The sequence below is a fragment of the Streptomyces sp. NPDC046712 genome, from assembly GCF_040645695.1.
GTDB lineage: Bacteria > Actinomycetota > Actinomycetes > Streptomycetales > Streptomycetaceae > Streptomyces.
In genome coordinates this window covers 99,840-113,745 of sequence record NZ_JBEYYW010000021.1, presented here as the reverse complement: position 1 = coordinate 113,745, position 13,906 = coordinate 99,840, and the positions used below count along the sequence as shown (strand labels likewise).

The window sequence follows — 13,906 nt, the reverse complement described above, 5'->3', positions numbered from 1 at the left end:
CTCACTCGGCGATCCGCTCGCCGGGGCGGCCCGTCAGTCCTCCGGTCCCGCCGGCGTCCTTGCGCAGAGGTAAGGGCGCGCGAGCAGCAGGCCGGCGCCGGTCGTCATGATGCCGAAGTAGACCGGCGCGAGGTGGAGGAAGTCGGTGTAGTGGATCGCGCCGTGCACGACGACCGCCGGGAGGAAGCCCGCGGCCGCGGCCACGGCCAGGGTCCAGAACACCCAGGCCTCGCCCCGCCTCCAGCCCCACGCGCTGAGCAGAGTGATCGCCACGGCGGCGGCCATCAGGGCGCCGCCGAACCCCGCGCGGTCGTGGGCGACGAAGGGCACGAGCCGGGGGTTCACGGCTTCCAGCGTCTGCGCGCTGGTGCCCAGGAAGACCAGGTCGGTCGGCACGAAGACACCGGTCAGGCCGACCACCGAGATGACCGCCCCACCGACGAACAGCCCCGCTCCCGTGACGATCAGCAGGAGTTGGCCTGCCAGAGCCCTCCGGCGTTCCCGCTCCGGCCCCTCGGGCGCCAGGCGCCACCGCGGGGCGTGCGGGGCACGGCGGACCCCGGCCACGAACATGGGGAACAGCACGATGGTGGTGGCCGTGTGCAGGGGTTCCACGAATCCGGTGACCAGGAAGTAGAACAAGGTGGGGAAGCCGATCGCCCCCGACAGCAGATACACCTCGCGGGCCCAAGGCCAGCCGCGTCTGATGCCGCCCACGGCGAGGCCGGTGTAGAGGGCGCCGATCGACACCATGGTGCCGGCCATGGTGATGCGGTCGTGCTGGAGGAAGTGCACGAGGTGGTGGTTGGCGGCATGCAGCTCATGCAGCGTCATGCCGAGGTAGTCCCGGTCGTACCAGAGCAGCACGGGCCCGAGCGTGATCGCCGCGGCGCCGAGTCCGGCACCCGTCATACCGAGCCCGACGAGCAGCGCCCACCACCAGGCGGGCCAGCGGCGGGGATCGCGGCCGACGTCCCGGAGCACCGGAGCGGGCGCGGTGGGCGTGGCCGCCTCGGCGACCCGTGCGAACCAGCCGGGTCCGGCCGCGACGAGCACCCCGGGACGGGCGAGCACGACGGTGTCCGGGTCCTCGAGCGCGGCGGCCGCGGCGGTGACCGACGGGTCGGACACATGGACCACATGCGAGTCGTCGCTGCTGGTGAAGCCGTCGACATGGGGCTTGAGGGCGGCCACGGCCTCCGGGTCGCAGGTGCGGACCACGAGCGGGATCGAGCGGTCGGCAGCGGCCTCGCGTACGGTCTCCACGTCGGCGGCCGAGACGGGCGCCACCTCGACGACACCGGCCCCGAGCGGGGCCATGGCACGTATCGCCTCGCGGGCGAGCGAGGGTGGGACGGATATGCCGAGCCGGACGGTCACGGGTACGCCGGCGATATGACCGGCGAGTCGCTTCGGTGGATGGCGGTGGCCGAACCCCCGGGCGATCAGCCGCGCGCCGGTGGGACGGGAGCCGACGGAGGCGAGCAGCCGCAGTGCGGTGCGCTGCGAACGGCGCAGACCGAGGACGGCGGCGGCCGCCCCGCGCAGCGGGTGATACGTCCAGTCCGGCATCAGTGGCTCTCGCTCTCCGTCGGGGTCACCGGGTCACCGGGCGCCGTCCAGCCGAGCACCGGCGTCATGGAACGCAGCGTCGCCCGCGTCGGCGTCAGCCGGGCGGCCGTGTCGCGCAGCAGCGCCGCGGGCTGCCACGCCAACTGGCCGACCGCGCCGAGCCGGGCGGAGCGGCGCACGATGGCCTGGGTCCGGGGTCGGCGCAGCAGGTCGTACGAGCGGAGCGCGGCGGCCACGTCCGGAGTGGCGTCCAGGCAGGCGGCGAGGGTGACCGCGTCCTCCAGCGCCTGGCACGCGCCCTGGCCCAGGTTGGGGGTCATGGCGTGGGCCGCGTCGCCCAGCAGCGCGACCCGGCCACGGACGAAGGTGGGCAGCGGCGGCAGGTCGTACAGGTCGTGCCGGAGGACGGCGTCAGGGGGGACGGCGGCGAGCAGGACGGGGATGGGATCCGGCCAGGAACCGTACCGGCGCTGCAGTTCGGCGTACTCGGTCTCGGACGAGCCCGAGGCCTCTCCCTCCGGCAGTGTCGCGGTCGCGAAGCAGTACATCCGCCCGCCCGGCAGCGCCGTGTAGCCGAACCTCTCGCCGCGCCCCCAGGTCGCGGCGCCCTCGGAGGGTGGCTCGTCGAGGGGCCCGGTGACCATGCGCCAGGCGCTGTAACCGGCGTACCGGGGGCCGGCCGCATCGGGCCACAGGGCGCGGCGGACCGTGCTGCGCAGCCCGTCGGCGCCGATCACGAGGTCGGTCCGGGACTCGCCGCCGCGGTGCTCGACGACCGGGCACCGGCCGTCGTCGCGGACCGCGGACACCTCACTGCCCGAGCGCAGGCTGTCCGCCGGCAGCGCCTCGGTGAGCACCCGCAACAGATCCGCGCGGTGCAGGACGGTCAGGGGATGGCCGAAGCGGCGTGCCAGCTCGGCGTTCTCCGTACGCGACAGCCAGCGGCCCCGGCGGTCCCGTACTCCGCCCATGGCCTCGACGGCGCCGAGTGCCCGTACGGCGTCGGCCTGCCCCAGCGCCTCGAGCGCGCGCAGCGCGTTCGGCCACAAGGAGATGCCGGCGCCGATCTCGGTGAACTCCGGTGCGCGTTCCAGCACTTCGACGCGCCAGCCCCGACGGTGCAGGGCGATGGCCGCCGCAAGCCCCCCGATCCCGCCGCCGACGATGGTCGCGGCGCGCTGCGGCATGGGTCCTCGCTCTGGATTTCGGGGCACCGCTCGGAAGGCGGTATCGGTGAGCCGCCCCGACCACGTGGTCACCGTTCCGGTGCCGCTCCTGTCGAGCGACATGGGACGCGGCGCAGGTCAGGCTGGGCGGCGCCCCATAGCAACATGTCGGCCGGAACCTGTCAACGTGCTCCGGCAGGCCCGGGCCGTGTCCCCCTGCGGACGGCTCGGGGCAGGTCGCGCCCGAGGCCGCCGCACGGGTCAAGTGGTCCTAGGGGACGTACACGTAGGGGGTCGTCGTGGTGAGGGGGGCGAAGCCCAGGCGCTGGAGGATCGGGCGGCTGGTGTCGGCCGCGTCGACCTGGACGAAGCGGTGGCCGCGCTCGACGGCGATCCGGGTCCGGAAGGCGACCAGGGCCCGGTAGAGGCCCTTGCCCCGCCAGGGTTCGACCGTGCCGCCGCCCCAGAGGCCGGCGAAGTCCGTGCCGGGGTACAGCTCGAGGCGCGCGGCGCTGACGGGCTCGTCGCCGGCCATGGCGAGGACGGCGGCGACGGTGTCGGGCGTGGTGGCCAGCTGGTCGAGGAGCTGACGGCCGATGTGGGAGCTGTCGCCGCCGAACGCCCGGTCGTGGACCTCGGTCACCAGCTTCACCCCCGCCGCGTCGGTGACCGGGACCAGTTCGACGCCCTCGGGCAGCGCGACGTCCGTGGGGAGCGTGGCCGCCTCGGCGACCATCAGGGTCTCCTGGTCCTCGGCGGTGAACCCGGCCGCGAGAAGCCTCGCCGCGAGGTCGGCCGGGCCGTCGTGCCCGTACACCTTCCACTCGAAGGGCAGGCCGAGGGCGGTGAAGTGGCGGATCTGTTCGGCGATGGCCGCGTCGGCGCCCGTCTCGTCGAGGCCGGACCAGAGGATGCCGTTCCAGGCGTGGGCCGGGCCGGTCTGCCGTACGACCGGGCCGTCGCGCTCGACCCGGGTGCCGGGCCCGTCGGGGCGGGCGCCGAGGCGGAGCTGGCGGTCGTACCGGGTGCGTATCGCTGCGTGATCCATGCGGTCACTCCAGCACCGGCCGTCGGAGTGCGGCAAGCGGATTTCCCCGCTCCGACGGCGCGGTCCGGGAGTCCACCCGGGGCCCCACATGGCGTCGAAAGGTCAGACTCGATCGGCGACGATCATCAGGTAGTGGAAGCTGCCTTCCTTGTACGCCATGAGGAAGGGATCCTCGATGCCGGTGGCCACCGAAGACTTGGCCCGCAGCTCCCAGTACGGAATCGTCGCCGCCGTCAGGTCGACGACCTCGATGGGGACGAGGTTGTTCTCGGCGAGCGCGCGGAAGTACGCGCTGCGCGGGTGGATGTTGCAGGTGTAGTGCTCGTCGATCCGGCTGACGGCCTTGGAGCGCAGGCCGGTGACGTCGTTGGAGCAGCCGGTGATGCAGACGTAGCGGCCGCCGTGCTCCAGGAGCCGGGAGAACTCGTCGAAGAGCTCGAAGAGGTCCACGTACATCGTGGTCTCGTTGGTCCAGACGGCCTGGCGGGAACCCGTCGCGAAGCCGGTGTCCAGCATGTTCCGGAAGTGGAACTTCACGCGGTCGGCGACCCCGCGCTTCTCGGCCTGCGCGTTGGCGAAACCGACCTGGTACTCGGAGATCGAGACTCCGTCGACATGGCAGCCGAAGCGCTGCTCGGCCATGATGCTGGTGCCGCCGCGGCCCGAGCCCGCGTCGAGGAGGTGGTCGTCGGGCGTGCGCTTGCCCAGACGGTCGAGGAGCAGGTCGGCCTGGGCGGTCTCCAGTCGGTGCAGCTCCTGGATGATGCGGGCGTCACGGGCGTTCTCGGGGCCGGCGAGGACGGCGGGATCGTAGTCGCCGATGCCGTAGTGGTGGTGGTACAGCCCGTCGATCTCGCCGAGCCGCAGGTTCACTGGGTCCTGCTGGTTGGTGTTCCAGTAGCGGGCCACGGACTCCTGATACGGAGTACGCAGCACGGCGGACTGCGTGGACGCGGTCATGCGTGTGGTTCCTTACCTGGTTCTTGTGGGGGGACAGAGGGGAACACGGGGCCTGCCGCGGCGGCCATGCGGGAGGGCACGGACATGCCTCAGCCCCCCCTGCCCGCGCGGTCCGCCGCCCACCCGGAGGTGTGGGTCAGGCACGCGGACGCACCTCGACGTTCTCCAGGATGCCGATGGCGTCCGGGACGAGGACGGCGGCCGAGTAGTAGGTGGAGACGAGGTAGGAGATGATCGCCTTCTCGTCGATCCCCATGAAGCGGCAGTTGAGGCCGGGTTCGATCTCGTCGGGGATGCCGGTCTGGTACAGCCCGATGACGCCCTCGTTGTTCTCGCCGGTCCGCATCGCGATGATCGAGGAGGTCTGGTGCTTGCTGATGCCGATCTTGCCGCAGGGCAGGATCGGGACACCGCGCCAGGCCGGGATGGCGTGCCCGTCCACCTCGACGGAACGGAGCATGAGCCCGCGCTTGTTGCACTCCTTGCCGAAGGCGGCGATGGCCCGGGGGTGGGCGAAGAGGTACTGGGTGCCGCGGCGCATGCTCAGCAGGTCGTCGAGGTCGTCCGGAGTGGGCGGGCCCGAGTGGGTCTGGATGCGCTGGTCGAAGTCCGTGTTGTTGAGCAGTCCGAACTCCGGGTTGTTGACCAGCTCGTACTCCTGTCGTTCGCGCAGCTCCTGGATGGTCAGGCGCAACTGCTGCTGCGTCTGGTTCATCGGCTGGTTGTAGAGGTCGGCGACCCGGCTGTGCACCTTCAGGACGGTCTGGGCGACGCTCAGCTCGTACTCGCGCGGCTTGAGTTCGTAGTCCGCGAAGGCGCCGGGCAGCCGGGCCTCGCCGACGTGGCCGGCGCTGAGTTCGATGGCCGCCTCGCCCGCCTTGTTGGTGCGCCGCTGGTGGCCGTTGGAGCTGATGTCCCGGACGTGGGCGCTCAGATTCTCGTACTGGTCCGCGACGGCCTTGTATGCCGTCTGGGGCAGGGCCAGGATCGTTACCCCGGTCGTCGCCTTGGCCGTGAACTCCCACTTGCCGTCCCCGGCGAGGACGTGGCCGCCGAACGTGTCGCCGTCGCCGAGCCGGCCGAGCAGGGTCTCGTCGCCGTACTTGCCGGTCCCGAGCTTCTCGACCTTGCCATGGGCGATCAGATAGACGTGGTCGGCCTTCTTGCCGGAGTGCACGATGACCTGACCGGGCTCGTACTCCTTCTGCACGAACCGGTCGGCGAGCGCGCCGAGCGCGGTCGGGTCGTCGAAGCCGCGCAGCAGGGGCAGCTCGGCCAGCTCGGCCGGGATGACCTCGACCTTGGAGCCGTTCTTGACGAAGGTCACGCGGCCGTCGCCGACCGTGTACGAGAGGCGCCGGTTGACGCGGTACGTGCCGCCGGGCGTGTGGACCCAGGGCAGCTTGCGCATGAGCCAGCGGGAGCTGATGCCCTGCATCTGGGGTTCGGACTTGGTGGTGGTCGCGAGGTTGCGCGCCGCCGCGGTGCTGAGGCTGAGCTGGACCTGGCGTACCTCGGCGGTGGGGGCGGGCGCGGGCGCCGCCGGCTCTGTGTCGACCGACATGGACTGACTCCGTTTCCTGGGACTCTCTGCGTTCGTCACTCTCCGCATTCAGATGTAACGCATCGTTGCCGACGTCATATGCGGGCGGCGCGCCCGTGCCGCAGCACTCGGCGGCGTGGGGCGCCCCTCGAGCGCCGTGCGCGCTCCGCCGTCCGGGCACCGCCGGGCCCGGGGGTCGCCCACAGGATCAGAAAGTCGCCGCCGCCCCCTTGCCACGGGCCGGGTCCGGCCGGATTTACTGGCTTCGAAAGGATCTACCGAATGATCGGTAGTCCGTTTTCGGATGTTCAGGACGGTCGGACGGGAGTGGGCGGCACATGACGGATCTGCTGGACAGCGGCGAACGGCTCGGACGCGCGGAGCTGGAGGCGCTCCAGCTGGAGCGGCTGCGGGCCACCCTGCGTCACGCGTACGAGAACGTGGGCTTCTACCGGCAGTCCTTCGACAAGGCGGGGATCCGTCCCGAGGACTGCCGCTCGCTCGCCGACCTCGCCCGCTTCCCCTTCACCGCCAAGACCGATCTGCGGGACCACTACCCCTTCGGCATGTTCGCCGTCGACCAGTCGGAGATCCGGCGCATCCACGCCTCCAGCGGCACCACCGGCCGGCCGACCGTCGTCGGCTACACCCAGCGCGACCTGGACACCTGGGCCGACGTCGTCGCCCGCTCCCTCCGCGCGGCCGGCGCCCGGCCCGGTCACAAGGTCCATGTGGCCTACGGATACGGCCTCTTCACGGGCGGACTCGGCGCGCACTACGGCGCGGAGCGGCTCGGCTGCACGGTCATCCCGGCCTCCGGCGGCATGACGGCCCGCCAGGTCCAGCTGATCCAGGACTTCAGGCCCGAGATCATCATGGTGACGCCCTCGTACATGCTGACGCTGCTCGACGAGTTCGAGCGCCAGGGCGTCGATCCGCGGACCACGTCGCTCAAGGTCGGCGTCTTCGGCGCCGAGCCGTGGACGGAGGCGATGCGGCGGGAGATCGAGGAGCGGTGCGCCCTCGACGCCGTCGACATCTATGGGCTCTCGGAGGTGATGGGGCCGGGCGTCGCGCAGGAGTGCGTGGAGACCAAGGACGGGCTGCACATCTGGGAGGACCACTTCTACCCGGAGATCGTGGACCCGTTCACGGGTGAGGTGCTGCCGGACGGCGAGGAGGGCGAGCTGGTCTTCACCTCGCTCACCAAGGAGGCCATGCCCGTCATCCGCTACCGCACGCGCGATCTGACACGACTGCTGCCGGGTACGGCCCGGGTGTTCCGGCGGATGGAGAAGGTCACCGGCCGCAGTGACGACATGGTGATCCTGCGCGGGGTGAACCTCTTCCCCACCCAGATCGAGGAGATCGTGCTGCGCACGGCGGGGGTCGCCCCGCACTTCCAGCTGAGGCTGACGCGCGAGGGGCGGCTCGACGCGATGACGGTACGGGCCGAGGCGCGACCGGAGGCGACGCCCGAGCAGCGCGCGGAGGCGGCCCGGGCGATCGCGCAGTCGGTCAAGGACGGGATCGGGGTCTCGGTCGGGGTCGAGGTGGTCGACCCCGAGACGCTGGAGCGGTCGGTGGGCAAGATCAAGCGGATCGTGGACCTGCGCGGCGAGCGCTGAGCACCCGCTCCCGGGGGTCTGTGCCCGCTCCCGGGGTCTGGGCCAGCCCCGGGTCGGGGCCCGCTCTCGGGGGTCTGGGCCGGCCCCGGGTCTGGGCCCGCTCTCGGGGAACTGGGCCCGCTCGGTCACCCCGGGTCGCGGTCCGGTCACCCACACGGCGTGCCCGGCCCGCTCGACCTGTGGCCCGGCAGGCCGCTGCGTAGCCTGGATGGAGGAGGTGGTTTCGATGCTGTCCGACTCACCCGTTGTCGCGATCATTCCGGTCAACGACCTTGCCCGGGCGAAGCGCTTCTACACCGAGACCCTCGGCCTCACCATGACGAAGGAGACGGCCGAGGACACCAGGTTCGACTGCGGCGGTACGACGATAGGCGTCTATGAGACGCCCTACGGCGGCCAGGCCGCGCACACCCTGGCGAGCTGGAAGGTCGCCGACCTCGACGCCGAGATGAAGGAGCTGCGGTCCAAGGGCGTGGCGTTCGAGGACTACGATCTGCCCGGCCTCAAGACGGTCGACGGCGTCGCCGAGACGGAGACCATGCGGGGTTGCTGGTTCAAGGACAGCGAGGGCAACATCCTCTGCCTGACGGAGGAACGTACGAGCTGACATCGGTCATCGGTGCGGCGGGGCCGGGCCGTGCGGCACGGCCCCACCGTAGTCGGCCGGGACCCGGGGAGCGCTCCGACGAGGTCATGAAGCGGCGAAGCGGTCCCTCAGTTCGCGCTTGAGGATCTTCCCGCTGGCGTTGCGGGGCAGCTCGTCCACGAACAGGACCTTCTTCGGGGCCTTGAAGTGGGCGAGCTTCTCGCGTGCGTGGGCGAGGAGTTCGTCCTCGGTGACCTCGTTCCTGGGGACGACGACGGCCGTGACCGCCTCGATCCAGCGCTCGTCGGGCAGGCCGACGACGGCGACCTCGGCGACGCCCGGATGGGTGTACAGGGCGTCCTCCACCTGGCGGGAGGCCACCAGCACTCCCCCGGAGTTGATGACGTCCTTCACCCGGTCCACGACGGTGTAGTAGCCCTCGGCGTCGCGCACCGCGAGATCGCCGGAGCGGAACCACTCGCCCCGGAAAGCCTGCCTGGTCTCCTCCGGCTTGTCCCAGTAGCCGTCGCACAACTGCGGTGAGCGGTAGACGATTTCCCCCGGGGTGCCGTCCGGGACCTCCTCGCCGTCCTCGTCGACGACCTTGGCCTCGACGAAACGGACCGGCTTGCCGCAGGAGTCCATCCGGCCCTCGTGCTCGTCGGGACCGAGGACGGTGGCGAGCGGACCGATCTCGCTCTGCCCGAAGCAGTTGTAGAAGCGAAGCCCTGGCAGCCGGCCGCGCAGCCGCTCCAGGACGGGCACCGGCATGATCGAGGCGCCGTAGTACGCCTTGCGCAGGCCGGACAGGTCGCGGTCGGCGAACTCGGGGTGGTTGGACAGGCCGATCCAGACGGTAGGCGGCGCGAAGAGACTGTCGGCGCGGCCCGCCTCGACGAGGTCGAAGAGCACCTTCGGATCGGGCCCGTCGACGATGGTGTTCTCGGCGCCGACGGCCAGGTACGGCAGCAGGAAGACGTGCATCTGCGCGGAGTGGTAGAGCGGCAGCGAGTGGACCGGCTTGTCGTCCTCGTGGAGGTCGAGGGCCTCGATGGCACTGGCGTACTCGTGGACCAGGGCGCGGTGGGTCATCCGGGCGCCCTTGGGCAGCGCGGTCGTCCCGGAGGTGTAGAGCAGCTGGACGTACTCGCGGGCGTCGCGGTCGGTGTCGTACGTGTCGGGCTCGGCGAGCGCCGCGAGGAACGAGTCGTCGGTGTCCCGCAGGGCACGGACGGGCAGGTCGGCGGGGACCCGGTCGGCGAGCGCGGGGTCGGCGAGGACGAGTGAACTGCCGGACTGGCGCAGGATGTAGGCGAGGTCCTCGCCGGTGAGGTGGTGGTTGACCGGGACGTGGATCAGATCCGCGCGGGAGCAGGCGAGGAAGGCGATCAGATAGGCGTCGGAGTTGTGCCCGTAGGTCGCGACGCGGGCGCGCTCCTCCAGCCCGTACCGCTCCCGCAGCACGGCGGCCGCGGTGGTCACGGCCGCGTCCAGCTCCGCGTAGGTCCAGGTCCGGTCGGCGTACCGTACGGCGATCCGCTCGGGGGTGCGCTGCGCGCTCATCCGCAGGACACCGTCGACGGTCCGGGTGAGGAGTCGTTCCATGGCTGGATCCTCGGTGGGCCCGGAGGGGCGGGTCAAGTACCGCGACGCACCGCATGGCGCCGGACCTCGGATACCGAACGGCATGTTGACAAAGCAAGCGCTCAGCTGCGTGCATGGTCCAACCCGCAATCACCACCCCTCTGTTGGGAGGCACGTTGCACTTCCGCACCCGCCTGAGACACCTCGTGCTCGCCGGCGCGGCCCTCGCCACCGTCACCGCGTCGCTGCCCGCCGCAGCCGCCGCCGACTCCGGCGAGCGCCACCACCACCCTTCCGACCGGGGCCTGTCGGCCGTCATCCGGTACACCGAGTACGGCATCCCCCACATCGTCGCCAAGGACTACGCCAACCTGGGCTTCGGCACCGGCTGGGCACAGGCCGCCGACCAGATATGCACGCTCGCCGACGGCTTCGTGACCGTGAACGGCGAGCGCTCCCGCTGGTTCGGCCCGGACGGGGCGCCGGACGGCTCGCTCTCCTCGGCCACCAAGAACCTCTCCAGCGACCTGTACTTCCGTGGGGTACGGGACGCGGGCACGGTCGAGGGCCTGCTGCGCACCCCCGCTCCGGCCGGTCCGAGCGCACGGCTCAAGGAGCTGATGCGGGGGTGGGCGGCCGGCTACAACGCCTGGCTGAAGCAGAACCGGATCACCGACCCCGCCTGCAAGGACGCCGCCTGGGTCCGGCCGGTGACCGGGCTCGACGTCGCCCGGCGCGGGTTCGCGGTCTCCGTGCTCGGCGGGCAGGGTCGCGGCATCGACGGCATCACCGCCGCCCGGCCACCGGCCTCCCCCGCGGCCGTGAACGCGCCCGATTCCGGGATCACAAGCGCTCCCGATCCCGCCCGCACGGCCGCCGCGGCCCGCGAGCTGTTCGCGGCGGAGAACGCGACGATGGGTTCCAACGCCGTCGCCTTCCACGGCAGTACGACGGCGAACGGACGCGGGCTGCTGCTCGGCAATCCGCACTACCCCTGGCAGGGCGGCCGCCGCTTCTGGCAGTCGCAGCAGACCATCCCGGGCGAACTCAACGTCTCCGGCGCCTCGTTGCTCGGTACGACCGTGGTCAACATCGGCTTCAACGACAAGGTCGCCTGGAGCCACACGGTCGCGACCGGCGTCACTCTCAATCTGCACCAGCTCACGCTGGACCCGGCCGACCCGACCACCTATCTCGTCGACGGGAAGCCGGAGCGGATGACCCGGCGGACCGTCACCGTGCCGGTGCAGGACGGCGCGCCTGTGACGCGCACCCAGTACTGGACCCGGTACGGCCCGGTGATCACCGGCCTGGGAAGCCAGCTGCCGCTGCCCTGGACGGCGACGACGGCCTACGCCCTCAACGATCCCAACGCCGCCAACCTGCGCGGCTCGGACACCGCGCTCGGCTTCGGCAGGGCGCGCTCCACGCAGGACGTCCTCGACACCCTGCGCCGTACGCAGGGCCTCCCGTGGGTGAACACCGTCGCCGCGGACTCGGCCGGCAACTCGCTGTTCACCCAGTCGCAGGTGCTTCCCCGGATCACCGACGAGCTCGCGCAGCGCTGCTCCACCCCGCTGGGCAGGGCGACGTACCCGGCCTCGGGGGTGGCGGTCCTGGACGGCTCGCGGGGTGACTGCGCACTCGGCTCCGACCCCGACGCGGTGCAGCCGGGTGTCTTCGGGCCCTCGAAGATGCCGGTGATACAGAACGCCCCGTACGTGGAGAACTCCAACGACAGCGCGTGGCTGACGAACGCGGACCGGCCCATCACCGGCTACGAGCGGATCTTCGGCAATGTGAACACCCCGCGCTCGCTGCGTACCCGCGGCGGCATCGAGGACGTGGCGGCCATGGCCGGCAGGGGGCGGCTGACGGTGGCTGACCTCCAGACCCAGCAGTTCGCGAACCGCGCCCCGGCCGGTGACCTGGCCGCCGCCGACGCGGCGAAGGCGTGCCCGACGGCGCTCCCTGACGACCAGGAGGCGTGCCGGGTGATCGGCGCCTGGGACCGGACGGTGAACTCCGACAGTGAGGGAGCGCTGCTCTTCGACCGGTTCTGGCGGAAGTTCGTCGGGTCGGTCCCGCTCGCCGAGCAGTGGAAGGTGCCGTTCTCGGCCGCCGACCCGGTCCGCACGCCGAACACCCTGAACACCGCCTCGCCCGGCTTCGCCAAGGCACTGAAGGACGCGGTGACCGAGCTGCGGGCGGCCGGCATCCCGCTGGACGCGCCGCTCGGCGCGCACCAGTTCGTGGTACGGAACGGGGCGCGCATTCCGGTCAGCGGCGGCACGGAGTCGCTGGGCATCTGGAACAAGACCGAGCCCGTGTGGAACCCGGCGGGCGGCGGCTACACGGAGGTGGCGCACGGAACGAGCCATGTCCAGGCGGTGGGCTGGGACGGCAGCAGATGCCCGGTGGCCCGCACTCTGCTGACGTACTCCCAGTCCTCGAACTCCCAGTCCGCGCACTACAGCGATCAGACCCGGCTCTACGCGGGCGAGCGCTGGGTGACGTCCCGGTTCTGCGAGAAGGACATCCTGCGCTCGCCCGCCCTGAAGGTGGTGCGCGTCAGGGACTGAGCCGGCTCATGGGCTGAACGACAGGAACACGAAGGCGGCGAAGATCGAGAGATGGACGCCGCCCTGGAGGAGCGTGGCCCGTCCGGGCACCACGGTCAGTGCGCTCACCACCGCGGTGAGCACGAGCAGGACCATGTGGACGGGCCCGACGCCCAGGACCAGGGGCCCGGACAGCCAGATGGAGGCGAGCGCGATCGCCGGAATCGTCAGGCCGATGCTGGCGATCGCGGAGCCGTAGGCGAGGTTGAGGCTGGTCTGCATCCGGTCCCGGCGGGCGGCACGTACGGCGGCGAGCGTCTCCGGGAGCAGCACCATCAGGGCGATGATCACGCCGACGACGGCCTTGGGCAGACCGGCCGACTCGACGCCGTCCTCGATGGTCGGCGAGATGAGCTTGGCCAGGCCCACGACGGCGACGAGCGCCAGGACGAGGAGGCCGAGGCTCGCCCACGTCTGCCGGTCGGTCGGCGGATCGGCGTGGTCCTCCTCCGACTCCTGGCCCTCGCGCGCGACCGGAAGGAAGTAGTCGCGGTGCCGGAAGGTCTGGACGGTGACGAACACGCCGTACAGACAGAGTGAGGCGACGGCGGCGAAGGCGAGCTGCGCCCCCGAGAACTCCGGGCCGGGCTGGCTCGTCGTGAAGGTCGGCAGGACGAGGGTCATGGTCGCGAGGGTGCAGACCGTGGCGATCGCGCCGCCGGACCCCTCGGCGTTGAAGACGGCGACGCGGGTGCGCAGGGCGCCCACGAGCAGGGAGAGTCCGACGATCCCGTTGCAGGTGATCATGACGGCCGCGAAGACGGTGTCGCGGGCATAGGTGGAGGTCTTCTCGCCGCCGCCCGCCATCAGGGTGACGATCAGTCCGACCTCGATGACCGTGACGGCGACGGCGAGGACGAGCGAGCCGAAGGGCTCGCCGACGCGGTGGGCGACGACCTCGGCGTGGTGGACGGCGGCGAGCACCGCACCCATCAGGCAGACCGCGATGAGCCCGACGACGAAGCCGGGCAGTCCATGGCCCCACGCGAGCCCGAGAACGACGGCCGCCACGACCGGTCCCCACGTCGTCCACCGCCGGGTCAGGCCTGCCGTGCTCGAACTCATGATCAGCATGCTGCCACAGGCGGGCGGGATTCTTCATACCTGTGCGTCATGTCATTGCGCCGGGCTGCCCCTCGCTGCTGTCACGCTGCCAAAGCACCGTTGATGCACCCAGACAGTCAGGGAGTACGAGCGT

10 protein-coding genes are annotated in these 13,906 nt (G+C 71.5%); 3 read left to right on the top strand and 7 right to left on the bottom strand.

Translation table 11 applies throughout. From position 1 onward, the window contains the following. Positions 1-33: 33 nt before the first annotated feature. The 5 genes from ABZ939_RS25820 to ABZ939_RS25800 form a co-directional block, all read right to left on the bottom strand. Positions 34-1,572, bottom strand: coding sequence for a hypothetical protein (locus ABZ939_RS25820; RefSeq protein WP_361859630.1), 1,539 nt, complete (start codon positions 1,570-1,572; stop codon positions 34-36). Next, positions 1,572-2,759: an FAD-dependent monooxygenase gene (locus tag ABZ939_RS25815; RefSeq protein WP_361859627.1), complete on the bottom strand. Its 1,188-nt coding sequence runs from the start codon at positions 2,757-2,759 to the stop codon at positions 1,572-1,574. Before ABZ939_RS25815 ends, ABZ939_RS25820 begins: the two co-directional genes overlap by 1 nt. 250 nt (positions 2,760-3,009) lie before the next feature. Then, a complete protein-coding gene (locus ABZ939_RS25810) occupies positions 3,010-3,786 on the bottom strand; it encodes a GNAT family N-acetyltransferase (RefSeq protein WP_361859625.1) in 777 nt (258 codons plus the stop codon). A gap of 102 nt (positions 3,787-3,888) precedes the next feature. After that, positions 3,889-4,746: a geranyl diphosphate 2-C-methyltransferase gene (locus ABZ939_RS25805; protein ID WP_361859622.1), complete on the bottom strand. Its 858-nt coding sequence runs from the start codon at positions 4,744-4,746 to the stop codon at positions 3,889-3,891. A gap of 136 nt (positions 4,747-4,882) precedes the next feature. After that, positions 4,883-6,310, bottom strand: a complete 1,428-nt coding sequence (locus tag ABZ939_RS25800) for a family 2B encapsulin nanocompartment shell protein (protein ID WP_361859620.1) — start codon at positions 6,308-6,310, stop codon at positions 4,883-4,885. Positions 6,311-6,627: 317 nt separating this feature from the next. Here ABZ939_RS25800 and paaK point away from each other — a divergent pair, with 317 nt between their 5' ends. Beyond that, positions 6,628-7,917, top strand: a complete 1,290-nt coding sequence (gene paaK, locus ABZ939_RS25795; protein WP_361859618.1) for a phenylacetate--CoA ligase PaaK — start codon at positions 6,628-6,630, stop codon at positions 7,915-7,917. A 226-nt stretch (positions 7,918-8,143) separates the two neighbouring features. Beyond that, on the top strand, positions 8,144-8,524 hold the full coding sequence (locus ABZ939_RS25790; RefSeq protein ID WP_361859615.1) for a VOC family protein: 381 nt from the start codon (positions 8,144-8,146) through the stop codon (positions 8,522-8,524). Positions 8,525-8,608: 84 nt separating this feature from the next. On the opposite strand, the gene ABZ939_RS25785 is transcribed toward ABZ939_RS25790, so the two are convergent. Further along, complete coding sequence (locus ABZ939_RS25785) at positions 8,609-10,108, bottom strand: fatty acyl-CoA synthetase (protein ID WP_361859612.1); 1,500 nt, start codon at positions 10,106-10,108, stop codon at positions 8,609-8,611. A 155-nt stretch (positions 10,109-10,263) separates the two neighbouring features. Here ABZ939_RS25785 and ABZ939_RS25780 point away from each other — a divergent pair, with 155 nt between their 5' ends. Continuing rightward, positions 10,264-12,669, top strand: coding sequence for a penicillin acylase family protein (locus ABZ939_RS25780; RefSeq protein ID WP_361859697.1), 2,406 nt, complete (start codon positions 10,264-10,266; stop codon positions 12,667-12,669). Between the two features lie 6 nt (positions 12,670-12,675). Here the strand turns inward: ABZ939_RS25780 and ABZ939_RS25775 are convergent, their stop codons facing one another. Beyond that, positions 12,676-13,773, bottom strand: a complete 1,098-nt coding sequence (locus tag ABZ939_RS25775; RefSeq protein WP_361859609.1) for an ionic transporter y4hA — start codon at positions 13,771-13,773, stop codon at positions 12,676-12,678. Between the last annotated feature and the right edge of the window lie 133 nt (positions 13,774-13,906).